The sequence below is a fragment of the Pseudomonas sp. NPDC087690 genome (assembly GCF_044743175.1).
Taxonomy (GTDB): Bacteria; Pseudomonadota; Gammaproteobacteria; order Pseudomonadales; family Pseudomonadaceae; genus Aquipseudomonas.
Genome location: NZ_JBIUVX010000024.1, coordinates 44286 through 68475, shown reverse-complemented (window position 1 = coordinate 68475; position 24190 = coordinate 44286). Strand labels below are relative to the sequence as shown.

Annotated in this window: 21 protein-coding genes; 15 read left to right on the top strand and 6 right to left on the bottom strand. The window is 59.4% G+C overall.

Annotated features, from left to right (window positions below; translation table 11 throughout):
• Window positions 1-33 precede the first annotated feature (33 nt).
• Window positions 34-486 (top strand): OmpA family protein, encoded by a 453-nt coding sequence (locus tag ACIPIZ_RS20330; RefSeq protein ID WP_177330934.1) that lies wholly within the window; start codon window positions 34-36, stop codon window positions 484-486.
• Here ACIPIZ_RS20330 and ACIPIZ_RS20325 read toward each other — a convergent pair.
• Entirely contained in the window at window positions 483-1430 is a 948-nt protein-coding gene (locus ACIPIZ_RS20325; RefSeq protein WP_064387820.1) for a LysR family transcriptional regulator, read from the bottom strand. The genes ACIPIZ_RS20330 and ACIPIZ_RS20325 overlap by 4 nt on opposite strands.
• Before the next feature lie 149 nt (window positions 1431-1579).
• Between ACIPIZ_RS20325 and ACIPIZ_RS20320 the strand changes: the two genes are divergently transcribed.
• Both ACIPIZ_RS20320 and mmsB read left to right on the top strand, forming a co-directional pair.
• Window positions 1580-3106, top strand: coding sequence for a CoA-acylating methylmalonate-semialdehyde dehydrogenase (locus ACIPIZ_RS20320; RefSeq protein ID WP_105709236.1), 1527 nt, complete (start codon window positions 1580-1582; stop codon window positions 3104-3106).
• 10 nt (window positions 3107-3116) lie between these two features.
• Entirely contained in the window at window positions 3117-4019 is a 903-nt protein-coding gene (gene mmsB, locus ACIPIZ_RS20315; protein WP_401167017.1) for a 3-hydroxyisobutyrate dehydrogenase, read from the top strand.
• Window positions 4020-4182: 163 nt separating this feature from the next.
• On the opposite strand, the gene ACIPIZ_RS20310 is transcribed toward mmsB, so the two are convergent.
• On the bottom strand, window positions 4183-4527 hold the full coding sequence (locus tag ACIPIZ_RS20310; RefSeq protein ID WP_064387823.1) for a cupin domain-containing protein: 345 nt from the start codon (window positions 4525-4527) through the stop codon (window positions 4183-4185).
• A gap of 564 nt (window positions 4528-5091) precedes the next feature.
• Between ACIPIZ_RS20310 and ACIPIZ_RS20305 the strand changes: the two genes are divergently transcribed.
• The 5 genes from ACIPIZ_RS20305 (at window position 5092) to rfbA (ending at window position 11644) form a co-directional block, all read left to right on the top strand.
• Window positions 5092-6063 carry a DapH/DapD/GlmU-related protein gene (locus ACIPIZ_RS20305; protein ID WP_105709238.1) on the top strand — a complete coding sequence of 324 codons (972 nt, stop codon included), beginning with the start codon at window positions 5092-5094 and terminating at the stop codon, window positions 6061-6063.
• 38 nt (window positions 6064-6101) lie between these two features.
• Window positions 6102-7310, top strand: a complete 1209-nt coding sequence (locus ACIPIZ_RS20300; protein WP_401167014.1) for a hypothetical protein — start codon at window positions 6102-6104, stop codon at window positions 7308-7310.
• A gap of 22 nt (window positions 7311-7332) precedes the next feature.
• Window positions 7333-9510, top strand: a complete 2178-nt coding sequence (locus ACIPIZ_RS20295) for a prenyltransferase/squalene oxidase repeat-containing protein (RefSeq protein ID WP_401167012.1) — start codon at window positions 7333-7335, stop codon at window positions 9508-9510.
• Between the two features lie 64 nt (window positions 9511-9574).
• A complete protein-coding gene (gene rfbB / locus ACIPIZ_RS20290) occupies window positions 9575-10657 on the top strand; it encodes a dTDP-glucose 4,6-dehydratase (RefSeq protein WP_401167009.1) in 1083 nt (360 codons plus the stop codon).
• Window positions 10658-10720: 63 nt separating this feature from the next.
• Complete coding sequence (rfbA, locus tag ACIPIZ_RS20285; protein ID WP_008083352.1) at window positions 10721-11644, top strand: glucose-1-phosphate thymidylyltransferase RfbA; 924 nt, start codon at window positions 10721-10723, stop codon at window positions 11642-11644.
• Window positions 11645-11745: 101 nt separating this feature from the next.
• On the opposite strand, the gene ACIPIZ_RS20280 is transcribed toward rfbA, so the two are convergent.
• On the bottom strand, window positions 11746-12891 hold the full coding sequence (locus tag ACIPIZ_RS20280; protein WP_105709242.1) for an LLM class flavin-dependent oxidoreductase: 1146 nt from the start codon (window positions 12889-12891) through the stop codon (window positions 11746-11748).
• A 155-nt stretch (window positions 12892-13046) separates the two neighbouring features.
• On the opposite strand from ACIPIZ_RS20280, the gene ACIPIZ_RS20275 reads away from it, so the two are divergent.
• The 7 genes from ACIPIZ_RS20275 to ACIPIZ_RS20245 all read left to right on the top strand — a co-directional run bounded on the left by ACIPIZ_RS20275 (window position 13047) and on the right by ACIPIZ_RS20245 (window position 22216).
• Window positions 13047-13922 carry an NAD(P)-dependent oxidoreductase gene (locus tag ACIPIZ_RS20275; RefSeq protein ID WP_401167006.1) on the top strand — a complete coding sequence of 292 codons (876 nt, stop codon included), beginning with the start codon at window positions 13047-13049 and terminating at the stop codon, window positions 13920-13922.
• 228 nt (window positions 13923-14150) lie between these two features.
• Window positions 14151-15308 (top strand): oxidoreductase, encoded by a 1158-nt coding sequence (locus ACIPIZ_RS20270; RefSeq protein WP_105709244.1) that lies wholly within the window; start codon window positions 14151-14153, stop codon window positions 15306-15308.
• A gap of 135 nt (window positions 15309-15443) precedes the next feature.
• Window positions 15444-16544, top strand: coding sequence for an efflux RND transporter periplasmic adaptor subunit (locus ACIPIZ_RS20265; protein WP_401167003.1), 1101 nt, complete (start codon window positions 15444-15446; stop codon window positions 16542-16544).
• A complete protein-coding gene (locus ACIPIZ_RS20260) occupies window positions 16541-19618 on the top strand; it encodes a MexW/MexI family multidrug efflux RND transporter permease subunit (RefSeq protein WP_401167000.1) in 3078 nt (1025 codons plus the stop codon). The genes ACIPIZ_RS20265 and ACIPIZ_RS20260 overlap by 4 nt, the downstream gene beginning before the upstream one ends.
• Window positions 19619-19628: 10 nt before the next feature.
• On the top strand, window positions 19629-21080 hold the full coding sequence (locus ACIPIZ_RS20255) for an efflux transporter outer membrane subunit (RefSeq protein ID WP_064387832.1): 1452 nt from the start codon (window positions 19629-19631) through the stop codon (window positions 21078-21080).
• A gap of 129 nt (window positions 21081-21209) precedes the next feature.
• Window positions 21210-21575: a helix-turn-helix transcriptional regulator gene (locus tag ACIPIZ_RS20250; protein ID WP_122662480.1), complete on the top strand. Its 366-nt coding sequence runs from the start codon at window positions 21210-21212 to the stop codon at window positions 21573-21575.
• A gap of 80 nt (window positions 21576-21655) precedes the next feature.
• On the top strand, window positions 21656-22216 hold the full coding sequence (locus ACIPIZ_RS20245) for a chorismate lyase (RefSeq protein WP_064387834.1): 561 nt from the start codon (window positions 21656-21658) through the stop codon (window positions 22214-22216).
• Window positions 22217-22249: 33 nt separating this feature from the next.
• On the opposite strand, the gene ACIPIZ_RS20240 is transcribed toward ACIPIZ_RS20245, so the two are convergent.
• From ACIPIZ_RS20240 to ACIPIZ_RS20230, 3 genes are all read right to left on the bottom strand, one after another.
• Window positions 22250-22525, bottom strand: a complete 276-nt coding sequence (locus ACIPIZ_RS20240) for a LysR family transcriptional regulator (RefSeq protein ID WP_064387835.1) — start codon at window positions 22523-22525, stop codon at window positions 22250-22252.
• A 67-nt stretch (window positions 22526-22592) separates the two neighbouring features.
• Window positions 22593-23099 carry a flavin reductase gene (locus tag ACIPIZ_RS20235; RefSeq protein WP_045123182.1) on the bottom strand — a complete coding sequence of 169 codons (507 nt, stop codon included), beginning with the start codon at window positions 23097-23099 and terminating at the stop codon, window positions 22593-22595.
• Window positions 23100-23294: 195 nt separating this feature from the next.
• Window positions 23295-24176: a LysR family transcriptional regulator gene (locus ACIPIZ_RS20230; protein ID WP_122662478.1), complete on the bottom strand. Its 882-nt coding sequence runs from the start codon at window positions 24174-24176 to the stop codon at window positions 23295-23297.
• Window positions 24177-24190 lie beyond the last annotated feature (14 nt).

The following is a 24190-nucleotide window of genomic DNA, read 5'->3' as shown; positions in this document are numbered from 1 at the left end:
CTTCCAATCCGACTGTTTTCCGCGTTGCTGTTGATGGCCGCACTGATATTGAGCGGTTGCCAGACGGCCCCGCAAAAAGGCCTGACCCCGGCGCAAGTCGCCGTGCTCAAACAACAAGGTTTCGAACTGACCGATGAAGGCTGGGAGTTTGGCCTGTCCGGTAAAGTGCTGTTCGGCAGCGACGTCGAAAGCCTCAATAAAGAAAGTACCGAGATCGTCGAACGCATCGGCAAGGCCTTGGTGGGCGTTGGCATCGAGCGCGTGCGGGTCGATGGCCATACCGACGCGTCAGGCAAGGAAACCTACAACCAGCAATTGTCACTGCGCCGCGCCAAGAGCGTTGCCAACGTACTCGGCACGGTCGGCATGAAGCAGGAAAACATCCAGCTGCAAGGCCTCGGCAGCAAAGAGCCGGTGGCGTCCAACAGCACGGCAGCGGGACGCACCGAGAATCGCCGAGTGGCGATCGTGGTCAGCAACGACTAATCGGCGAACTGCATTTCGCCGGTTTCACCCATCAACAGCGCCTGATTGCGCTCGGTCACCTCACGGATGTAATCCCACAACAGGGTGATCCGCTTCAACTTCCTCAGATCCTCCCGGCAGTACATCCAGAACTGCCGCGTGATGTCGATCTCCTCCGGCAACACTGGCAGCAGGCGCGGATCCTGCGCGGCGAGGAAACACGGCAGAATCGCCAGCGAGCGCCCTTGCTGCGCCGCGACAAACTGTGCGATCACGCTGGTGCTGCGCAAGTTGGCGCTTGCGCCAGGCAACACGTTCGCCAAGTAGAGCAGCTCCGAGCTGAACGCCAGATCATCCACATAACTGATGAATTGATGCTTGCCCAAGTCTGCCGGGCGGCGGATCGGTGGGTGTTTGTCGAGATAGTCCTGGGTCGCGTAGAGCTGCAAGCGGTAGTCGCAGAGCTTGCAGCAGACGTACGGCCCATGCTCCGGGCGCTCCAGCGCGATAACGATGTCGGCCTCGCGCTTGGACAGGCTGATGAAGTGCGGCAGCGGCAGGATGTCCACCGAGATCGCCGGGTAGGCGTCGACGAAATGGCTCAGTTGCGGGGTGATGAAAAAACTGCCGAAACCTTCGGTGCAGCCCATGCGCACATGCCCGGACAGAGCCACGCCAGAGCCTGAAACCTGCTCGCACGCCATGTGCAATGTGCTTTCAATCGACTCGGCATAACCGAGCAAACGCTGACCTTCGGCGGTCAGCACGAAACCGCTGGTGCGCGACTTTTCAAACAACAACGTGCCGAGCGCCGCTTCCAGTGAACTGATTCGCCGCGACACCGTGGTGTAGTCGACGGCCAAGCGTTTGGCAGCAGTGCTGGCCTTGCGGGTACGTGCGACTTCGAGAAAAAACTTGAGGTCGTCCCAGTTCAGCGAGCCTAGGGAGGTGATGTTTTTTTGCATGATGGACGGGCTTATATGTGCGTTCTTATTAGAAGTTTGCACATCTATACTCCAAAAACAGTCCGACAACCAATTCGTGACACACGCCTCATCTCAAGGCGAACCCTTCGCCTTGGCTCCTACGATAAAAACAAGTTTCGGAGACCAGCATGAACGCATCGCTTACGCCCAACGAAACCACGCTGCAGAAGGTCAAGCTGCTGATCGACGGCGAATGGGTCGAATCGCAGACCACCGAATGGCACGACATCGTCAACCCGGCGACCCAGCAAGTGCTGGCGAAAGTCCCGTTCGCCACCGCCGCTGAAGTCGACGCCGCCGTAAGCGCCGCCCAGCGTGCGTTCCAGACCTGGAAACTGACCCCGATCGGTGCGCGCATGCGCATCATGCTCAAGCTGCAAGCGCTGATCCGCGAACACTCCAAACGCATCGCTATCGTCCTGAGTGCCGAGCAAGGCAAAACCATTGCTGACGCCGAGGGCGACATTTTCCGTGGGCTGGAAGTGGTCGAGCACGCGTGCTCCATCGGCACGCTGCAGATGGGCGAGTTCGCCGAGAACGTCGCCGGCGGTGTTGATACCTACACCTTGCGCCAGCCGATCGGCGTGTGCGCCGGCATCACCCCGTTTAACTTCCCGGCGATGATTCCGCTGTGGATGTTCCCGATGGCGATTGCCTGCGGCAACACTTTCGTCCTGAAACCTTCGGAACAGGATCCGCTGTCGACCATGTTGCTGGTGGAACTGGCAGTCGAGGCGGGCGTTCCGGCGGGCGTGTTGAACGTGGTTCACGGCGGCAAAGACGTGGTCGATGGCCTGTGCACGCACAAGGACATCAAAGCAGTGTCGTTCGTCGGTTCGACGGCGGTCGGCACTCACGTTTACGATTTGGCGGGTAAACACGGCAAACGCGTGCAATCGATGATGGGCGCGAAGAACCACGCTGTGGTGCTGGCCGATGCCAATCGTGAGCAAGCGCTGAATGCCTTGGTCGGTGCCGGTTTCGGTGCGGCCGGGCAACGTTGCATGGCCACCTCGGTGGTGGTGCTGGTTGGCGCGGCGAAACAATGGCTGCCGGACCTGAAAGCGCTGGCGCAGAAACTCACCGTCAACGCCGGCAACGAGCCGGGCACCGATGTCGGCCCGGTGATCTCGAAGAAAGCCAAGGCGCGAATTCTCGACCTGATCGAAAGCGGCATCAAGGAAGGCGCCAAGCTGGAACTGGACGGTCGAGACATCAAGGTGCCGGGCTACGAGCAAGGCAACTTTGTCGGCCCGACCCTGTTCTCGGGCGTGACCACCGACATGCAGATCTACACCCAGGAAATCTTCGGCCCGGTGTTGGTGGTGCTGGAAGTCGACACCCTCGATCAGGCCATCGCCCTGGTCAACGCCAACCCGTTCGGCAACGGCACCGGCCTGTTCACCCAGAGCGGTGCGGCGGCACGCAAATTCCAGACGGAAATCGACGTCGGCCAGGTCGGCATCAACATCCCGATTCCGGTGCCGGTGCCGTTCTTCAGCTTCACCGGTTCGCGCGGTTCGAAACTCGGCGACCTCGGCCCGTACGGCAAGCAAGTGGTGCAGTTCTACACGCAGACCAAAACGGTCACGGCACGCTGGTTCGATGACGACAGCGTCAACGACGGCGTGAACACAACCATCAATCTGCGCTGAGGAATCGGCCATGAAAATCGCATTTATCGGTCTGGGCAACATGGGCGCGCCGATGGCGCGCAACCTGATCAAGGCTGGCCATTCGCTGAACCTGGTCGACCTGAACAAAACCGTGCTGGCGGAACTCGAGCAACTGGGCGGCAGCATTCGCGCTTCGGCGCGTGAGGCGGCCGAGGATGCCGAACTGGTGATCACCATGCTCCCGGCGGCTGTGCATGTGCGTAGCGTCTGGCTGGGTGAGGACGGTGTGCTCGCGGGCATCGGCAAAGGCGTGCCGGCGGTGGATTGCAGCACGATTGATCCGCAAACGGCTCGCGATGTGGCTGTCGCTGCGGCCAGACAAGGCGTGGCGATGGCTGACGCACCGGTCTCTGGCGGCACCGGCGGTGCGACCGCTGGCACCCTGACCTTCATGGTCGGCGCCACCCCGGAACTGTTCGCCACCCTGCAACCGGTGCTCGCGCAGATGGGCCGCAACATCGTGCATTGCGGTGAGGTCGGCACCGGGCAGATCGCCAAGATCTGCAACAACCTGCTGCTGGCGATCTCGATGGTCGGCGTCAGTGAGGCCATGGCACTGGGTGATGCATTGGGTATCGATACGACAGTGCTGGCCGGGATCATCAACAGTTCGACCGGACGATGCTGGAGCTCGGAAATGTACAACCCATGGCCGGGCATCGTCGAAACGGCGCCGGCTTCGCGCGGCTATACCGGTGGATTCGGTGCGGAATTGATGCTCAAGGATTTGGGTTTGGCGACGGAAGCGGCGCGTCAGGCGCATCAGCCGGTGGTGCTCGGCGCGGTGGCGCAACAGCTTTATCAGGCGATGAGTCAGCGCGGGGATGGCGGGAAGGATTTCTCGGCGATCATCAACAGCTATCGCAAGCCTGCAATAGAAGGGCAGCGTTGAACAAACTGTGGGAGCGAGCCTGCTCGCGATGACGGCGGTAACTTCAACACTGAGGTGACTGACCGTGCGCTTTCGCGAGCAGGCTCGCTCCCACAGGAGGATTGCGTATATCAGACATTGTTTGCCGGGAAATCACGTCGGGTGATCTCCCGGCTTTTTTGCATCAGGCAAACACGAAATACTTGCGCACGGTCTCGACCACTTCCCAGGTACCTTTCATCCCCGGCTCAATCACAAAGATGTCGCCAGCGCGCAAGTGAATCGGCGCCATGCCGTCCGGCGTGATCACGCAGTAGCCTTCCTGGAAATGGCAATACTCCCACTTCACATATTCCACGCGCCACTTGCCGGGTGTGCAGATCCACGTGCCCATGATCTTGTTGCCGTCTTCGCTGGTGTAGGCGTTGAGATTGACGGTGTGCGGGTCGCCTTCGAGTTTTTCCCACTTGCAGGCGTCAAGTACCGGAAGGGGATGGGTGTCACGCAGAACGGTGATGGGGGCGGACATGAAGGCTCCAGGCAAATGACGGATTGAACCGCCAACTTAGCGTCTGCTGAAACGGCCGGGATGTCTGAGGTCGACCTCCTGATGCCTGTGAGCGCTGAGCAGCAACACTCTCGTAACATCGAGCGTTGCACCATTGCCGTGCATATATGACGGTTTTAATACAGTCATGCCCCATAAAAGTTCAATGAATTTTTAGACTAAAACGAGATAACCGTTCTGACACCTATTGCAAAACAAAATCGTCTGTACTATAACATTCGTACTAAAGGACATTCCCACCCAGATGGAGTTACACCTGAGTCACGGACAGACTTGAATTGGTTTTTTCTCACGCAGACGACTGACTTGGCCATTGGCGCAAGCGTTGACTTCTACCTGTCGTTAATGAGCACTGGTAGTTGAATGGAACATTCAGTTAATAGTTGCGCGGACGCAATGTCCTGCGTGCTTTGCGTGAGCTTTAAATAAACAATTAACGATTAGTTCGCATCGATTGACTGCGTGCGCGGGATATCTTTGTGCGTCAAATCACTTGTGCTTGGCATCATGGAATGAGGCTGGATTGTGGACGACGTAAACGTAATTGAAGTTTCGACGACAGTGGACAGTGGCAGCGTACTTGGCCGCCATGTCTGGGTGCGCGCTGGCACTCGTCTACAAAATGTCCAGGTCGGTGATGACTGTTTTATCGGTTTTCGCTGCGATGTGCAGTTTGCCGCAATCGGCACTTCCAGCATGTTGGCCACGGGTGTGCACTGCATGGGCACCGCGCAGGCGCCGATCCGGATTGCCGAGAACGTCTGGCTGGGTGCCAAGGTTACTGTTAACGAGGGAGTCAGCATTGGTGCAGGTGCAGTGATCGCCGCCGGTGCGCTGGTCACGGCAGATGTGCCGGCTGACGCCATCATGGTGGGGCGCCCGGCGCGCTTCATCGGCTGGCGCTCGGTGGTCGAGGATGGCCGCCCAAGCCCGGAACAGGTGCTGGCAAAAGTCCGTGAAAGAGCTCGCTCGGGCTTGCCGTCGATGCTTGATCGCTCAACGCAATCGGTGGCCAGGTTGAAATCGTTGAACCCTGAAACCGCTACGTGGGAGATCAGCGACGAAGCGTTGATCGACGCGGAATTACGCGGTGGTGCGTCGGTGGAAATCGCCCGCGATTGCATTCTGATCGGGCGCAGCAGCCGTCAGGGCGGGATGTCGCAACTGGGCGGTATCGAACTCGGCACGGGTGTCCGGCTCGGTGAAGGCGTGGTCATCGAAGCCGCTGGCGGCGTATCGATCGGCGCGTTCAGCGAGGTGGCGGCGGGCGTCACGATTGTGGCTTCAACTCACGATCATTCATTTCGCTCGTTGCCTTGGGAAGAGGCTCCCGTACGGATAGGAAGTCGTTGCGTCATCGGTGAGGGCGCGCTCTTGGTTGGTCCACTGAGTGTTGGTGATGGTGCGGTTATAAAACCACACTCGGTGGTTATAAGGGATGTATTGGAAAACACTGTGGTTCATGGCGTTGTTCAACTAATGGAGATTCAAGAATGATTTTGTTTGCCCCAAATCCGACAGGTTCCGGTCATAACATGCGTGCGCTTTCCATCGCTCAGGCGATAAAAAAGCAAAGCCCGAATATGCCGCTGACTGTGGCGCTGGCTTCTTTGCAGCCGACATTCACGCCGCTGTTCGAACAGTCCGGTATTGAAGTGGTAGATATTGCCGGTCGCCTGGTTGATTACTCGAAAAAGAGTAACTTGTCGAAAGAACTCGACTGGGCCAATTATATCGGCGGTTATATCGCCAATACCTTTTTGTCCGGTGAGCGAATTCTTTCCTACCTGGCGCTGATCGCCGAATACAAACCGACCGTGCTGGTCTCGGACTACAACATGGCGGCCTGTCTGGCGGCGATTTTCAGCGGTACGCCGCTGGTGTTCGTCACCGAACGCTATGACTTCACCCTCTGCCAGCTGGAAGACCATGACCTGGCCGACGGCGGTTTCGAGGTCAATGCGCTGGAAATGGCCCGTGCCCGCACCGCACTGCACAGCCAGTTCAACTGGATGATCAACCAGAGCCAATTGGTGCTGACTGACAAGCCGTACGTGGCTTCTCTGGATCACGGCACGCCGGTCGCCGAAGCGCTGCTCAGCGGCAAGGCGCACTTTGTCGGGCCGATGATTCGCGACATCAATGTGCAGAGCGGCCTGAACGTGCGCGAGCAACTGAACCTTGGCGATTCGCCGTTCATTGTCGCGTCGATCAGCGGCACCACTATGTTTGCGCAAAACAAGGATGCGCTGCTCGCCGCTTATCTCGACAGCTTCCGGATCCTGCGTGAACGCAATCCGGAACTGAAACTGGTGCTGTTGGGGCGTCAGGATATCCAGGCGCAGGACGGTGTGGTTTGCGTGCCGTATTACCCGGACTGGATGGGCCTGCTGCGCGAGGCCGAACTGCTGATTTCGGCTCCGGGATGGATCACCGTGACGGAAATCGCCGCATTGCATATTCCGACCCTGTTCGTGCTGCCATCGAAGTCGGAATACCACGAACTTGAAGCGTTGCGCCGCCTGGAACTGCTCGGGTTCCCGACTCACCTGGGGCACGACCGTGACCGTATCGTCGAACTGGTGCAAAGCGAACTGGAGAAAGACACCCGGTCGCCGGCGTACTACGCGCCCCATCGACAAGTGGCGGCACCGGACGGCGAAGGCGCGGTACGCGCGGCGACCCGTATCATCGAATTGTGCAACGGCACGGTTGTGCCGCTGACCGAAAGCAAAGCGGCTTAACCTCACGGAAGAGGGATTCACCATGGCGCTGCATCCGCAGTTTCAATTTGATCAAGGCCTCATGGACATCGAATTCGGTGGTTTTTTTGCCGTCACCGATGCCAGTGGGAAAGTCGCGATTTCCAGCGACAAGCAGTTGCAGGATCAGATCGACGCAACGCTCTATCAGGCCGAGCACGGCGACGACGCGCAACTGCGTTTCGCCCATGCCGGGCTGATGCGATTGCATGACGTCGCGAACGCAGGTTTTCACGAACTTGCCGATCGCTACTGGACGCCACATGGTTCGGGCCGTTGCAGAACACTGGCAGTGCAACTGGATGCGCTGGCAGCATTGATTGCCTATCAGCGCCGGGTGCCGGAGGACGCCAGCAACCGTGGGGTGATTGCCGCCATGCTCGAGCGAGTCGAAGCGCTCTACGCCAGATCCACAGTCGCCGGGTTATATACCAGCGACTGGTCGACGCCGCTGGAGCTTGCGACATCGATCGACCTCGACATCAGCGCCACGGCCCTGCTGGCGCGTATCGACAACGAGCCTTTGGGCCTCGGTCTGGTCGGGCATTTGCAGGTCCACGCGGAAAATCTGATCGCCCGCGTGGCAGGCAGCGATAGCGAGTCTTGCGTCGACGTCGCGCTGAGCCGTTGTGCGGTACGGGCGCAAGTCAGCCTGGTGCTGGCGCGTCTGGCCAGTGTGCGTGACGACAACGCGCTGGCCAATCTGGCGCGCTCGTTTCTGTTGCAGACTCTGGCGCTGTTCCGCGACCCGGCCTATGGCGGTTATTGGGATCGAGTCGGCATCAACGGCAAGGTTCGCTGCGACTGGCACACCTCCTACAAGCATCATGAGTCGCCATTTCCGATCAAAACGGCGTATGACGTGGCGTTGCTGTTGCAGGTGATCCAGGCATTGCCGGAAGGCGCGAGCGAAAGTGATCGAGCGTCGGTGACGGCCGCGCTGCTGGAGTTTCACGACACCTGCAACGGTGGGCTGTTCATGGGCAAAGGCTATTTCTGGTCAACGCCCGATGACCCGACCGTGCCGTTCATTCGCCAGTTCTGGGCACCGCCGCGTCAGCCGGGGATCTTCAGTATCGGCAACCTGACGTACTTGCCGCTGCACTTGAAGAGTCTGAAAACCCAACTCGCTGCGGCGCATGCCTTGCAATCCATTGCGCCGGTCACCGTTGCACAAGCGCACGACAATGCCGATCGGGTGAGCCGCGAGCTGGAGGTGATCGATGGCGGCGGCGACGTGCAGGACATTCACCCGCGCGGCGTGCCGTCGATCAATGTCGATCTGCAACGTTATCTCGCGTGGCTGGCCAAGGCCCGGGCGTCCAATCAGACACCTTACGGGTTGACCGCCGAAACCACACCGCTGGGCTTTCGCGCTGACAAGACCTGGCAGGTGTTTTCCGGTCTGCATGTGATCTCCGATCTGCATGCGCTGGGTCTGCAAATCGATAACAAGGCGAGCCTGATCGACTGCATCCAGGCCTCGCAAAATATCGACGGTGGTTTTGCCGAACAGCCCGGGCACCTCAGTGATGTCTTCGCCACGTACTGTGCGGTGTTGTCGTTGCGCGTACTGGGGGCCTTGCCGGCCGATGTCCAGGCATGTGTCGGCTATCTGCAAGCGTGCCAGAACGCCGATGGCGGGTTCGGCGACGTGGCGGGTTTCGGCTCCGATATCTGGCACACCAACCTTGCCGTGTTGTCGCTGCATGCGCTCGGCGCCAAGGCTACGGATGAGCAAGCGGTGATGGCGTTCGCCTTGCGCTGCCGCTCCGCTGACGGCGGATTCGGCAACAAGCCGGGTTATCCACCGGATGCGTTTTCGGTGTATCGCGTGGTGTCCACGCTGTTCATTCTCAACCGGCGCATCGTCGATGCACGGCAGACCGTGGCATGGCTGCAAAGCCTGCAACTGGAAAACGGCTCGTTCCACTATCGGCCAGGCAAGGCAGTCAGTCTGGTGGGTACTTACATGGCGATTGCGGCGATGTACCTGCTCGATGCTCAGCCGACGCATTTACAGGCGTCGAAGGACTGGATCGCGGCTCACCAGAAACAGGACGGTGGTTTCGGCCCGCTCAACTCGACCTCGGCGACCACCGACGAAAGCTTCGTCTGCATCCAGACGCTGCTGATTCTTGAGCAAGGCCTGTCGCAATACTGGGTGGCATTACTGAACTGACCCGTCCCTGAAGGCGGGCAGCATCGAAGGACTGTGAATCATCATTTTGCCAGGGGAGGCGCTGATGAAAATTTTAGTGACAGGGGGCGCGGGCTTTATCGGCTCGGCAGTGGTGCGGTTTCTGATCAATGAAACCGATTGCGAAGTGATCAATCTCGACAAATTGACTTACGCTGGCAATCTGGAGTCGCTGGCTGAAATCGCGGACTCGCCGCGCTACCGTTTCTGCCAAGTGGATATTTGCGACAGGCCGGCGCTGGACGAAATCTTCGTGCGCCTGCAGCCGGATGCGGTGATGCATCTGGCGGCCGAATCCCATGTGGATCGTTCGATCGATGGCCCTCAGGCTTTCATCGAAACCAACATTGTCGGCACTTACACCCTGCTCGAAGCCGCGCGCGGTTATTGGAACCGTCTGGACGCTGAGCGCCAGCAGGCGTTCCGCTTCCACCATATTTCCACCGACGAGGTGTATGGCGATCTGGAGCCTGAAGATCCGGCGTTTACCGAAACGACCGCCTATGCGCCCAGCTCACCTTACTCGGCGACCAAGGCCGGTTCGGATCACCTCGTGCGGGCCTGGCACCGCACGTTCGGGCTGCCGGTGGTGATGAGCAATTGCTCGAACAACTACGGGCCTTATCACTTCCCGGAAAAACTCATTCCGCACGTCATTCTCAATGCTCTGCAAGGCAAGCCGCTGCCGGTGTACGGCGACGGTGCGCAGATCCGCGACTGGCTGTTTGTCGAGGATCACGCCCGGGCGCTGTACGCGGTGGTCAGCAATGGTGAAGTGGGGCAGACCTACAACATCGGTGGTCACAACGAGAAAACCAATCTCGAAGTGGTGCACACCTTGTGCGATCTGCTTGAAGCACGTGGGGCGCAGAAGCCGGCCGGGGTCGCGCATTTCCGCGACCTGATCACCTTCGTCAAGGATCGTCCGGGCCACGACAAGCGCTATGCCGTCGATGCCGGCAAGATCCACGCGCAGTTGGGCTGGACACCGCAGGAAACCTTCGAAAGCGGCATGAAAAAAACCGTCGACTGGTACCTCGACAATCGCGCCTGGTGGATTCGCGTGATGTCCGGCGCCTATGCCCTGGAGCGCCTCGGCGACCACCTGCAAGAAGCCCGCGTGGCTTGAAATCAACCCCCGTTCAATGACGCCGGCTGGCGTCAGTCATTTATTGCTGAAAAGGAAACAGGCATGGCCAAGTACAAGGGAATTCTGTTGGCGGGCGGCGCTGGCTCGCGGTTGCACCCCATCACGTTGGGCGTCTCGAAACAGTCGCTGCCGGTGTATGACAAACCGATGATCTACTACCCGCTGTCGGTGCTGATGCTGGCGGAAATTCGCGAGATCCTGATCATCTCCACGCCCGAAGATCTGCCGGGCTTCCAGCGCATGCTCGGTGACGGCAGCCAATTGGGCCTGAGCCTGAGTTATGCCGTGCAGCCGAGCCCGGACGGCCTGGCGCAGGCGTTCATCATCGGTCGCGAGTTTGTCGGCGATGACAACGTCTGCCTGGTGCTCGGCGACAACATTTTCTATGGCGCCGGCTTCGGTGAAACGCTGTTGCAGGCTGCGACCCGCGAAGAGGGCGCGACCGTGTTCGGCTACTACGTGGCGGACCCGGAACGCTTTGGCGTGGTGGAATTCGACGCCAGCGGCAAGGCCCTGAGCATCTGCGAAAAACCGAGCGAGCCGAAGTCCAACTTCGCCGTCACCGGTCTGTATTTCTACGACAACGAAGTGCTGCGCATTGCCGCCGAGATCCAGCCGTCGCCGCGCGGCGAACTGGAAATTACCGACGTCAACAATGTCTATCTGCAACGTGGGCAATTGAACGTGTCGGTGATGGGCCGCGGCATGGCCTGGCTGGATACGGGGACTCACGACGCGTTGATGGAAGCGGGCAATTTTGTCCAGGCCATCGAGAAACGTCAGGGCCTGAAAATCGCTTGCCTGGAAGAGATTGCCTACAACAAGGGCTGGATCGATGACGCGCAGTTGCTGGTGCTGGCGGGCAGCATGAGCAAGACCGGTTACGGTCAGTATCTGGCACGACTGATCAACGATGACGTGCTGACGGTGCTGGATGCCCAGCGCTCGTTGAAGGGCGCGGCCTGATTGTTCAGCAGCGTCAGGTGGAGCGAGTTTGCCGACGAAGCGCTCGGAGGGGCGAACACCCCGCACGAGCGCTTTCGCGAGCACGCTCGCTGTCTGCGGTTTTAGTGGCCGGTGACGCTGTCCGCTTGCGCGGTATTGGCGTTCGGGCGTTGATCGACAGACGGCATCTGCAGCGATTGCAGATGTGCCAGGCGATTGGCGTGGGTCGGTGCTTCGGCGGCGAGCGGCGAGCGGCGTTTGCGGGTTTCTTCACGCAGCACCGGCAGCACTTCCTTGCCGAACATGTCGAGTTGTTCCAACACGGTTTTCAACGGAATACCGCCATGGTCGAACAGAAAGAGCTGGCGCTGATAGTCGCCGAAGTACTCGCGGAAAGTCAGCGTCTTGTCGATGATTTCCTGCGGGCTGCCAACGGCCAGCGGGGTCATCTCCATGAACTCTTCCAGGGATGGACCGTGGCCATACACCGGCGCGTTGTCGAAGTACGGACGGAACTCGCGGCGGGCATCCTGAGAATTGCGGCGCATGAAAATGTGCCCGCCGAGACCGACGATGGCTTGTTCCGGCGTGCCATGCCCGTAGTGGGCGAAACGCGCCCGATAGAACTCGACCAGAGCCATGAAATGTTCACGCGGCCAGAGGATGTGGCTGGCGAAAAAACCGTCACCGTAATACGCCGCTTGTTCGGCGATTTCCGGGGTGCGGATCGAGCCATGCCAGACGAAGGGCGGCAGGTCGTCCAGCGGACGGGGAATGGACGTGAAGTTTTTCAACGGGGTGCGAAAACGTCCGCTCCAGTTGATGTCTTCTTCGCGCCAGAGCCGATGCAGCAAGCGATAGTTTTCCATCGCCAGCGGCAGTCCGTCGCTGATGCTTTTGCCGAACCATGGATAGACCGGTGCGGTGTTGCCGCGCCCGAGCATCAAGTCCATGCGCCCGCCGCAGAGGTTTTGCAGCAGCGAATATTCTTCGGCCAGGCGTACCGGGTCGTTGGTGCTGATGAGGGTGGTGGACGTAGACAGAATGATGCGTTGGGTTTTCGCGGCAATGTAGGCCAGCAGCGTGGTGGGAGAGGAGGTGATGAACGGTGGGTTGTGATGCTCGCCGGTGGCGAAAACATCCAGACCGATGTCTTCGGCTTTCTGCGCAATTTGCAGGGTCGCCTGGATGCGTTCCGATTCGCTGGGGGTACGGGCGTTGGTAGGGTCTTGCGTGACGTCGCCAACGGTGTAGATCCCGAATTGCATAAAGCCTCCTTGCCTTGGGTAAAGGTTTGTTTGAAACCCTGCCGCGAAGGTTAAATCTTCGAGGCACTTGAAATGTACGCCTGTACACGTACAATCGCAATCGTGGATCATCGTTCGAACGGATTTCGAAGACCTCATCTAGACGGGAGCGCAACATGGAACTGGGATTTATCGGGTTGGGTACGATGGGCGCACCGATGGTGCTGAACCTGCTGAAAGCCGGACATCGGGTGCGCGTCTGGAACCGTTCGGCGGCGCCGTTACAGGCGTTGGTCGCTGCCGGTGCCGAAGCCGTCGACAGCCCGGTGCTCGCGGCTCGCGCCGAGGTGCTGATCTCGATGCTCGGTGACGATGCGGCGATTCGTGCGGTGTTTCTGGATGCCCGCGCCATCGACGGTCTGGCGCCCGGCAGCGTTCACGTCAACATGTCCACGGTGTCTGTCGCCCTGGCCCGGGAAATGGCAGCTTTGCACACGGCGTGCGGTGTCGGTTATGTGTCGGCACCGGTGTTGGGTCGGGTGGACGTCGCGGCGGCTGGCAATCTGAATATCCTCGCTTCCGGGGCCGCTGATGCACTGGCGCGGGTACAGCCATTGTTTGACGTGCTGGGACGCAAGACCTGGCCGTTCGGCGCAGACGCTGAAAGCGCTTGCGTGGCCAAACTCTCGGCCAACCTGATGATTGCCGCCGCGATCGAAGCGACCGCTGAGGCTTCGACCCTGGCCAATGGTTATGGGATCAGCCGCGCGGATTTCATCGAGATGATCACCTCGACGCTGTTCGCGGTTCCGGTCTATCAGGGCTACGGCAAACTGATGGTCGACAAACAGTTCGAGCCTGCCGGATTCAAACTGTCGCTGGGGCTCAAGGATGTACGCCTGGCGCTGGAGGCCGGCGAGGCTGCGCAGGTGCCACTGCCGTTTGCCAGTGTGTTGAAGGATAACCTGCTCGATGGCATGGCCCATGGTCAGTCCGATCAGGACTGGGCATCACTTTCAGAGGTCAGTGCCCGACGCGCCGGCTCCAGGTAACAAATTAACTGTACAGACCGTAACTTGCGTGCAAGTTCGGCTGACACTTTGCGCCTGGAATTATTGTCGGACAGTTATTGGTCTTTTACTGAAATATGCAAGAAGTCTGATAATAACGCTTGTCAATGTACGACTGTAGACGTACATTTTTATCGGGGTTTAACAACAATAAAATTCTGTCTGTTTTTTCATCTGCTGACCCTTAATAAATAATAGCTAGGAGCCGTTATGAAGAATCTAATGCAATGGAACAGCCTTCCCTCCGAATCCAGTGAATGGCTTGAGAAGGTGCGTGCACTGAATCCGCTGATCGTTCAGCACCGAGATTACAGCGAGCAGACGAACGCGACGCACAAGGATGTGATGTCTCAATTTTTCAAGGAAGGTTTTGGCCGTACTTCGGTGTCCAGGGCATTTGGCGGGTCACAGGTCGATATCCAGACCACGTCCGCCCTGTTGCTCGAATTTGCCCGTCACGACGCTTCGCTGTCCTGGCAGCTGGCGGTGCAGGTGGCCATGGGCCGACTCTCCGACTACTTGCCGGAAAGCACTTCTGAGGCTATCTACAATCACTGCGACGGCTTTGTCATCGGTGCTATTCACTCCGGTGGCGAAGCGCTGCCGATGGGTGACGATTACTTGCTCAGTGGCCGTTGGGCGTTCGCCAGCGGTTCGGCGCATGCCGACTGGCTGGTCTGCACCGCCACCGTCAAAGGCACCGAAAACAACACTACGCCAGAAGTGCGCATGTTTTTCGTGCCGGCCAGCCAATGCAAAATCCTCCCGACCTGGGACACCCTCGGCATGCGCGGCACCGGCAGCCATCACTTCGAATGCTCGCAGGTGCTGGTCAACAAGGCCTTCTCCCTGAACACCGAAAGCCTCAAGCAATCCCCTGAGGCACGCAGCTCGCGTGCCTACGCCACCGGTTATTACGAGTTCGGCACGCTGGCGGCGATGTCCACCGTGTTGGGCGTGGCTCGGGCCGCAGTCGATCACTTCCGCAACGACCGCGCAGTCAATGCCGACCCAGGCCTTGAAGGGGTGATTTTCGAAAAAACCGGCCGGGCGATCTCTTCGGTGCACACCGCCCAGTTGCTGCTCGAAGACGCGATTCACCAAGTGATCAATCGCGGTGAAACCTTCGGTGAACCGGTCAGCGCACGGGTCGGGCTGGCGGCTTCGGTACTTACCGAAAATTCGGTGAGCGCGGTCAATCAGATCTTTTCGATGGCCGGTTCGAAGGCGGTTTACAAGTCGCACTTCCTGGAACGCTGCTTCCGCGACATTCATACCGGTTCGAAGCACTTCACGTTGTCGCCTTTGAACTTGCACGGTATCGGTAAATATTATCTGGATAAAACCAATGCGCTGGCAGCGGCTTGACAGATAACTAACAAAACAGGCGCGTTACACGTGAATTGCCACAGGGATATATAGCGCGCCTGTTTTGTGCAACAACCTTTATTTTCTTAATAACTGAACTTTTGTGCTCGCAATAAAGAGTCAAGGGAGTGCCATATGCTTGCCCGAAATATCATTAAATCGCTGGTTTTTCTTCTCCTCGTACTGATCTTTTCCGCTGTGCTCGGCTGGCGCTTCTGGGCGCCACCGCAAGCCGCTGCCGACCAGCGCATTCCGAGTACTCGGGTCGGTCTGGCCGTGGCCAAAAAACAACCGTACACCTACTACCTCGAAGCGATCGGCAAACTGGAAGCGCAGCGTCAGGTGCTGGTCTCGGCCGAAGTCAGCGGCAAAGTGGTGGACATCGATTTCGAGTCCGGCGATCAAGTGGCGGCAGGGCAGGTGTTGCTCAAACTCAATGACGCGCCGGAGCAGGGCGAACTGGTACGCCTCAAAGGCGAGTTCGAATCGGCCAAGGCGCAATTCGTCCGAGTCCAGGAGCTGGCCAAAAGCGGCGCAGAAAGCCGTCGTGCTTTCGACAGTGCCCGGGCGCAATTCGACGCAGCCAAAGGCGACATGGAACGGATGCAGGCACAGATTGCCCAGCGTCATATCCGTGCGCCATTTGCCGGCACCCTCGGTATTCGCCAGGCGCACCTGGGTCAATATCTGCAGGCTGGCAGTGCGGTAGCAACGCTGACGGATCCCGGCGTGTTGCGAGTCAACTTCACCCTCGCCGAGCGCGATGGCTCGCAAGTGCAACTGGGGCAGACGGTGCAGGCCAAGGTCGATGCCTGGGCGGACCAGACGTTTGCCGGGAAGATTGTTGCGGTCGACCCACAGATCAACCAATCACACACCATCAATGTGCAAGCGGTCATCACCGATACGAAAAAACTGCTGCGTCCGGGCATGTATGCACGGGTTTCGGTGACGTTGCCGCAAACCGCCGAATTGCTCATTCCGGAAACCGCCATCACTTACAACGCCTATGGCGAGAGTGTGTTCTCGGTCTACACCGACGAAGCCGGTGTGCAAAAGGTCAAGCGTGAAAGCATCAAGGTCGGCGAGCGTCGCGATGGTTGGGCGGTGGTCGACAAAGGCTTGAGCGACGGCGCGCAGGTGGTGACTTCAGGGCAATTGAAACTGCATGACGGCGTCGCTGTGGAAGGTATCCCGGACACGATCGCTCTCAAACTCAGCGGGCTGGAAAAATGAATTTCACCGACCTCTTTCTTCGCCGGCCGGTGCTGGCCGTGGTGGTCAGCACACTGATCCTGTTGTTCGGTGTGCGTGCGCTGATGAACCTGCCGGTCCGCCAGTATCCGATGCTGGAAACGTCGACCATCACGGTCACGACGCAATACCCGGGTGCTTCCTCGGAGCTGATGCAGGGCTTCGTCACGCAGCCGATCAGCCAGGCGGTGGCCTCGGTCGAGGGCATCGATTATCTGTCTTCGGCTTCGACTCAGGGCCGCAGCCAGGTAACGATCCGCATGGCGCTCAACAGTGATTCCATCGCGGCGCTGACCGAGGTCATGGCCAAGGTCAACCAGATCAAATATCGCTTGCCCAAGGACGCCTACGATCCGGTGGTCGAGCGCACTTCGGGTGGTTTCACCAGTGTTGCTTACGTGGCGTTTGCCAGTTCCAACCTGACCATTCCAGAAATGTCGGACTACATTTCCCGCGTCGTCGAACCGATGTTCGCCGGCATCGAAGGTGTGGCCAAGATCAACATCATGGGCGAGCAGAAACTCTCCATGCGCCTGTGGCTGGACCCGCAACGCCTGGCCGCATATGGCATGACCGGACAGGACGTTTCGACCGCTATCGAGGGCAACAACTTCCAGGCTGCACCCGGCCAGGTCAAAGGCTTGTATGTGGTCAGCAACCTGCGGGTCAACACGGACCTGAACAGCGTGGAAGACTTCCGCGACATGGTGCTGCGCAACGATAACGGCCACATCATTCGTGTGCGCGATGTCGGCACGGTCGAGCTGAATGCGGCGTCTACCGATACCAGCGGCGCGATGAGCGATGTACCGGCGCTGTTCCTCGGTCTCGATGCAGCGCCCACCGGCAACCCGCTGGTGATCGTCAAGCGTGTGCGCGAATTGCTGCCACAGATCCAGGAAACCCTGCCACCGGGCGTGACCGTGCAGATTCCTTTCGAAGTGGCGCACTTCATTCAGTCGTCGATCGATGAGGTGTCTTACACACTGCTCGAAGCGCTGGTGATCGTGGTGCTGGTGATCTACCTCTGCCTGGGCACGTTCCGCACGGTATTGATTCCGCTGGTGACGATTCCATTGTCGATGCTTGGCGCGGCGATGCTCATGCAGATGTTCGGTTTCAGCCTCAATCTGCTGACCCTGCTCGCCATGGTTCTGGCCATCGGGCTGGTGGTGGACGACGCCATCGTTGTGGTCGAAAACGTCCACCGGCATATCGAGGAGGGCAAGACTCCGTTTGATGCGGCGTTGATCGGTGCGCGGGAAGTGGCCGGGCCGGTGGTGGCGATGACCTTCACCCTGGCGGCGGTGTACGCCCCGATCGGTTTGATGGGCGGCCTGACCGGCACACTGTTCAAGGAATTCGCACTGACCCTGGCTGGCGCCGTGGTGATTTCCGGCATCGTCGCGCTGACCTTGTCGCCGATCATGAGCACGCGTTTGCTGGATGCGAAAACCAGTGAAGGGTTCATGGCGGTCAAGGCCGATCGCTTCTTCCAGAACCTGTCGCGTCGTTATGGCGTATTGCTCGGCGGTTCGCTGGCGAAGCGCTGGATCAGTCTGACCGTGGCGTTGGTGATCTTCTTCAGCCTGCCGTTCCTCTATCGCTCGGCGCAGACCGAACTGGCGCCGCTGGAAGACCAGAACATTCTGCTGACCGCGATCAAGGCGCCACAGCACGCCAACCTCAACTACCTGGAGGCCTACGCGCACAAGCTCTACGAGACTTTCAACGAAATTCCCGAGGGTTACAGCAACTGGGTGGCCAACGGTACGGACGGCCTGTCCAACAGCGTCGGCGGGATCAACCTGGTCGATTGGGAAAAACGCGGCCGCGATGCCAATACCATTCAGCCGGATTTGCAGGCTCGGGTGAACCAGATCGAAGGCACGAGCATTTTCGTCTTCCAGATGCCACCTCTGCCGGGCTCCACCGGTGGCTTGCCGGTGCAGATGGTGATCCGCAGCGATCAGGATTACCTGGCGCTGTTCAACGTGATGGATCAGCTCAAGAAAGCGGCGCAGGCCAGCGGTCTGTTCGCGGTGGTCGACAGTGATCTGGACTTCAACAACCCAGTGGTGGAGATTCAGGTCGATCGCGCCAAGGCGAACGCCCTGGGCATCCGCATGCAGGACATCGGCGAGACGCTGAACAGTCTGATCGGCGAGAAGTACGTCAACCGGTTCTCGTTCCACGGTCGTTCGTACGATGTGATTCCACAATCGATCTCTTCGGACCGCCTGACCCCGGAAACCCTCAAGCTCTATTACGTCAAAGACCAGAAGGGCAATCCGGTGCCGTTGTCGACGCTGGCAACCCTCAGCGTCAAGGTCGAGCCGAATCGCCTGACCCAGTTCAATCAACAGAACTCCGCGACGTTCCAGGCCATTCCGGCACCGGGCGTGACGTTGGGTGCTGCGGTGGAGTTCCTGCAAAAACAATCGGAAAGTTTCCCCGCCGGTTTCAGCTTCGACTGGCAGTCCGACGCGCGCCAATACGTGCAGGAAGGCAACAGCCTGGCGTTCACCTTCGGTCTGGCCCTGGTGATCATCTACCTGGTGCTGAGCGTGCAGTACGAGAGCTTCCGCGACCCGTTCATCATCCTCATCAGCGTGCCGCTGTCGATCTGTGGCGCACTGGTGCCGCTGTCGCTGGGCATGACCTCGATGAACATCTACACGCAGATCGGTTTGATCACGCTGATCGGGTTGATCAGCAAGCACGGGATTCTGATGGTCGCGTTTGCCAACGAACTGCAACGCAAGGAGGGAATGGACCGTGTGCAAGCCATTCAGCACGCCGCGCAAGTACGACTGCGACCGATCCTGATGACCACTGCGGCGATGGTGGTCGGTCTGGCGCCGTTGCTGTTTGCCAGTGGTGCCGGCGCCAACAGCCGTTTCGGCCTGGGCCTGGTGATCGTGGTGGGGATGCTCATCGGTACGTTGTTCACCCTGTTCATTCTGCCATCGGTCTACACCTTGCTGAGCTCGATCAAGCAGCCGGCCAGCGTCCCTGAAACCGCTTTGGCCAGTGCGCCGCAAACCACCTTCTGAGGACGTTTTCATGTATCGGATTACACGCTTCATGCTGGCGCCTCTGGCGGTATCGATCCTGTTGTCGGCGGGTTGTGTGAACTACGCCGGGATCAATCACCAAGGCAAACTGTTGTCGCTTGGTGACGCGCCTTCCGACAGCCTCAAAGACACCTTGCCGCCGGCCGCATGGCCGAGCAGCGACTGGTGGGCATCGTTGGGTGATCCACGCCTCGGCGCGCTGATCGAGGAGGCTTATGCGAGCAACCCGGATTTGCAGGAAGTCACGGCGCGGGTGGCCAAGGCCAATGCGTTTCTCGACTTGCGCGACGCCGAACGCTACCCGCAGATGGACGCGGCGGCCGGAGTCACGCGGGGTCGCCTGTCGAAGTTCGAGGACTACAGCGGCGAGGGGCACCAGTACTTCACCGCGCGCAACCTGGCGGTCAATTTCAACTACACCTTCGACCTCTGGGGCGGCCAGCGTGCCGCCTGGGAGTCGGCGCTCAACAGCGCGATGGCCGCAGAAGTCGATCTGCAATCGTCGCGCCTGATTCTGACGGTCAATGTGGTGAAGGCCTACAACCAGTTGGCGTATGCCTGGCAGGTGTCGGAACTCAATCGCCGCGATCTGGAGCGACTGAGCAAACTGGTCGAGCTGACCGATTCACGCTATGGCTCGGGGCTCGATAACCTGTCGCAACTCAAGCAGGTGCAGAGTCTCAAGGCGCGTTCGGAGTCGACACTGATTGGCGCCAACGAGGACATCGAAATCGCCCGGTTGCAGTTGTCGGCGCTGATCGGCAAAGGCGTTGATCGGGCGCACACCATTGAACGCCCGGCGAGTCTGCAAGCCAGCGTCGTGGCGTTGCCCGCGCAATTGCCGGCGCAACTGCTCGGGCGCCGTCCGGACATCGTTGCGGCGCGCTGGCGCGTCGAAGCCGAAAACAAAAACATCGACGCGGTGAAGACCACGTTCTATCCCAACATCAATCTGGTCGCGGCTGCAGGCTCGCACGCGCTGACCGGGGACGCGCTGTTCGCCGGCGTCAGCAAGTTCTGGAACGTTGCGCCAACGGTGACGCTGCCGATCTTCGATGCCGGGCGCCTGCGCTCCGACCTCAAGGCTGGCAATGCACAGCTGGACAGTTCAATTGCACAGTACAACCGCGTGCTGAGTTCGGCCCTGCACGAAGTGGCGATTTCGGTGACGCAATTGCGCTCATTCGAGCAGCAGATTGTCGTGCAGCGTGATGCCTGCACGATTGCCCAGTCGTCTTACGATCTGTCGCAGTCGCGCTACAAGGCCGGGGAGGATACGTTCCTCGATGCGCTAAACATCGAGCAACAATTGATTCAGGACGAGATGCGCCTGGCGTTCCTCAACAGCAAGCACATCGACAGCTCGATTTCCTTGATGGCAGCGCTGGGCGGCGGGTTCCAGGAGCCGCCGCTGCAGGGCGAGAAGAGCGCTGGACTGTAGTTTCAGACGTGCCGTAGCCACCGGGACGGCTGTCGCGGGAGAAGGGCTTGTTGTGTATAGTCTTACTGTTCTCGTATAGACGAATTCAAGCAAGTTTTCTCCCGCCTATATCATCAAAGGTACCTACCTATGAACGTCCCGAATCACCCCAATCAGGATCAGATTCTTCTTGAAAATGTTCTGTCTGCATTGGGCAGCCCATTGCGTCTGACCGTGTTGAAAGTGTTGGCCGATGGCCAGGAACATCCTTGCGGCCGGATTCTCAGGGGCGCATCGAAGTCGACCATGACTCACCACTGGCGAGTGCTGCGTGACAGCGGTCTGATTTGGCAACGGCCTTACGGTCGGGAAAACCTGCTGTCGCTGCGTCGCGAAGACATGGACGTGCGGTTTCCCGGCCTGCTCGATTCGCTGCTCACAGCGGTCAAGTTCGATGAGCAGACCGTTGATGTGATCAGCAAGCACGAAGTGACCGAAGACAGCAGTACAGAGTGACAACGACAACGCGACGCTGAAGGACCCGTTCTTCAGCGTCAGCAACGGATTGACGATCAACAGGGAGGTTGAGTGCAGTTATGGATACGAGTCATTACTGGTCGTCGCGACCACTGGCGCAATTGACCGGCGCGGAGCATCACTGGCTGTTTCTGCCGGGCGCACTGACACCGCGCTTGAAAGCCATGGGCGCCTACTCCATCGAAGTCGTCGAGCAGTTCCAGGGCGTGCTCAACCCGGATGAGGCGCACGCCTTGGACGTGCCCGCGCAGAGCACGGGCTGGGTGCGTGAAGTGGTGATGAAGCTGGATGGCGAGGCGTGCGTCACGGCGCGCAGCCTGACCAGCATGCCTGCGTTGAACAGCGACTGGGCAGAGTTGAATAACTACGGCGGACGCCCACTGGCCGAGATTCTCTACGCTTCGGAGCAGACCCTGCGCGAGCCGTTTCAGTGTGCCTTGTTATCCCCCGGTGCGCCGTTGGCGGCACTGTCCCATCGCTTTGCGCCACAGGCCAAACGCCTGTTGGCGCGGCGCTCGCGATTTACCCGCAATGGCTCGCCGCTGCTGGTCAGTGAGTGCTTTTTGCCCGCGTTCTGGGCCCGTATCGAGTATGCCTCGGGTCTGAAATCCGCGTCATGAGTTGAAGCCTTGCGGGAGCACGCTCCCGCAAGATCACAGCCGAATCACCGCTTCAATCTGACTGATCGCCGGGCTCAACGCCTGCGCCAGTTGTTGCGCTTTGAAGGTCGGGTGCATGGTTCGCGACGAACGCAGAAACAACGGATCATCGAAGCGCTTGCGCAGACGCGCGAGCGATCCACTGATGGCGGGTTGTTTGACGTTCAGGCGCTCGGCAGTGCGCGAAACGCTGCGCTCACGAAACAACACCAGAAAGGTGATGATCAGGTTCAGGTCGATATCCGCGAAGTTGTCTTCATTGAATAGCATGGGCACTTCCCTGTTTTGCCCGTCAGGCCGACGTGCAGCGCTGGCGCACGTCGGCCCGCAGGCGTAATCACTGATCCGGGGCCAGGCGCAATTCGTCGTTCAGACGGTAATAATTGCGATTGAAGTAGACGAGGCCTTCCGTGGCTTCGCTGTGCTGCAGTTCGAGAATTTCACAGTAAAAGATGCTGTGAGTGCCAACCTCGTCGATCTTGGCGACGCGACAATCAAGGCTGACCAACGCCTCGGCAATCACCGGCGAACCGGTCACCAGCGTCTGGCAGTTGACGCTGGAAAAGCGCTCCTGCATGGTCAACTGCCGGTTGGCGAACGCCCCGGAAGTCGATTGATGGCCACCGGTCAGCACGTTCACGCACAGTACGCCGTTGGTTTTGAAATGCTCGTGATTGGACGACGAGCGATTGACACACACCAGCAGCGTTGGCGGCGAATCCGTCACGCTGCACACCGCCGACGCGGTAAACCCGAAACGCCCGGCGGGGCCATCGGTTGTGACGATGGTGACGGCACTCCCCAGCATCGCCATTGCATTACGAAACTCCGTTGAATCAACCACAGCGTCACCTCATTCCATGTAGGTCATTGGGAGCCGATCCGTTCTTCCTTGTCCGTTGTCGTTGTGCGAAAACGGTATCGGGCAACACGTTCGCTCTGGCGATATAGTACGTATGTATACGTACCTTGCAAGCTATTCCTTGTGCTTATTTTGCAGAAATACTGGCTCGTGTGATCAACCGGCAATGCGCGCCCTTCAAGCATCAGACAAGGTGTCCAGCAGGGCTCTGGCATAACTTGGCAATGCGCTGAATTCGCGGGCGCACAAGAGCAATTTACGCCGCGCCCAAGGCTCGTTCAGCGCCAGGCTTTTGCAGGTTGGCAAGGGCGCGCGCTCGAGCGCCGCCAACGGCACGATGGCGATGCCCGCGCCCGACGCGACCATACGCATCACGCCATCGAAACCGTCGGCGCGAATCCGAATCTGCATCCGTGCGCCCGCGTGCAATGCCTGTTCCTCCAGGTACACCGCCAACGCGCTGTCGGCGCGCAACCCGACAAAGTCGTGGCGCAAGGTGTCGCTGAAACTGACCTCGCTCAAGCCGGACAGAGGATGTTCGAGTGGCAGGATCAGCACCAGTGGATCGTCGCGGAACGCCCGGGTTTGCAAATCGCTGGTGTCGACCGCGTCGGACACGATGCCGATGTCGGCGGCACCCTGGCGCAACGCATGAGTGATACGTGCGCTGGGCAGCTCCTGCAGATCAATGTCGAGATTGGCATGGCGCTGCAGGAATTCGGCGAGCACTTCCGGCAGGTACTCGGTGATTGCCGTGGTATTGCACAACAGGCGCACCTGGCCTTTGACGCCTTGCGCGTAATCCGCCAGATCCTGCTGCATGCGCTCGGCCTGTTGCAGGAGCACGCGGGCGTGTTGCGCCAGCGCCTTGCCGACAGGTGTCGGGGTGACGCCCCGACGACCACGCTCGAGGAAGTCGATGCCGAGCGAGGCTTCCATGGCGCGGATTCTGGCACTGGCAGCGGCGAGCGATAAATGGCTGCGAGCAGCGCCGGCGGTAATGTTGCCGGTGTCGAGGATGTGCAGGTAGAGGCGCAGGTCGGTGAGGTCGAAGTGCATGTCGGCAGCCGGTT

Bases quoted from the DNA above. Each gene is read 5' to 3' on its own strand.
- ACIPIZ_RS20300 (WP_401167014.1), top strand. From the start codon at position 6,102: ATGCGTGCGCTTTCCATCGCTCAGGCGATAAAAAAGCAAAGCCCGAAT.
- ACIPIZ_RS20230 (WP_122662478.1), bottom strand. From the start codon at position 24,176: ATGCACTTCGACCTCACCGACCTGCGCCTCTACCTGCACATCCTCGAC.
- ACIPIZ_RS20270 (WP_105709244.1), top strand. From the start codon at position 14,151: ATGAAGAATCTAATGCAATGGAACAGCCTTCCCTCCGAATCCAGTGAA.
- ACIPIZ_RS20245 (WP_064387834.1), top strand. From the start codon at position 21,656: ATGGATACGAGTCATTACTGGTCGTCGCGACCACTGGCGCAATTGACC.
- ACIPIZ_RS20250 (WP_122662480.1), top strand. From the start codon at position 21,210: ATGAACGTCCCGAATCACCCCAATCAGGATCAGATTCTTCTTGAAAAT.
- ACIPIZ_RS20295 (WP_401167012.1), top strand. From the start codon at position 7,333: ATGGCGCTGCATCCGCAGTTTCAATTTGATCAAGGCCTCATGGACATC.
- ACIPIZ_RS20280 (WP_105709242.1), bottom strand. From the start codon at position 12,891: ATGCAATTCGGGATCTACACCGTTGGCGACGTCACGCAAGACCCTACC.
- ACIPIZ_RS20330 (WP_177330934.1), top strand. From the start codon at position 34: ATGGCCGCACTGATATTGAGCGGTTGCCAGACGGCCCCGCAAAAAGGC.
- rfbB (WP_401167009.1), top strand. From the start codon at position 9,575: ATGAAAATTTTAGTGACAGGGGGCGCGGGCTTTATCGGCTCGGCAGTG.
- ACIPIZ_RS20325 (WP_064387820.1), bottom strand. From the start codon at position 1,430: ATGCAAAAAAACATCACCTCCCTAGGCTCGCTGAACTGGGACGACCTC.
- ACIPIZ_RS20255 (WP_064387832.1), top strand. From the start codon at position 19,629: ATGTATCGGATTACACGCTTCATGCTGGCGCCTCTGGCGGTATCGATC.
- ACIPIZ_RS20240 (WP_064387835.1), bottom strand. From the start codon at position 22,525: ATGCTATTCAATGAAGACAACTTCGCGGATATCGACCTGAACCTGATC.
- ACIPIZ_RS20320 (WP_105709236.1), top strand. From the start codon at position 1,580: ATGAACGCATCGCTTACGCCCAACGAAACCACGCTGCAGAAGGTCAAG.
- ACIPIZ_RS20265 (WP_401167003.1), top strand. From the start codon at position 15,444: ATGCTTGCCCGAAATATCATTAAATCGCTGGTTTTTCTTCTCCTCGTA.
- ACIPIZ_RS20310 (WP_064387823.1), bottom strand. From the start codon at position 4,527: ATGTCCGCCCCCATCACCGTTCTGCGTGACACCCATCCCCTTCCGGTA.
- ACIPIZ_RS20275 (WP_401167006.1), top strand. From the start codon at position 13,047: ATGGAACTGGGATTTATCGGGTTGGGTACGATGGGCGCACCGATGGTG.
- mmsB (WP_401167017.1), top strand. From the start codon at position 3,117: ATGAAAATCGCATTTATCGGTCTGGGCAACATGGGCGCGCCGATGGCG.
- ACIPIZ_RS20260 (WP_401167000.1), top strand. From the start codon at position 16,541: ATGAATTTCACCGACCTCTTTCTTCGCCGGCCGGTGCTGGCCGTGGTG.
- rfbA (WP_008083352.1), top strand. From the start codon at position 10,721: ATGGCCAAGTACAAGGGAATTCTGTTGGCGGGCGGCGCTGGCTCGCGG.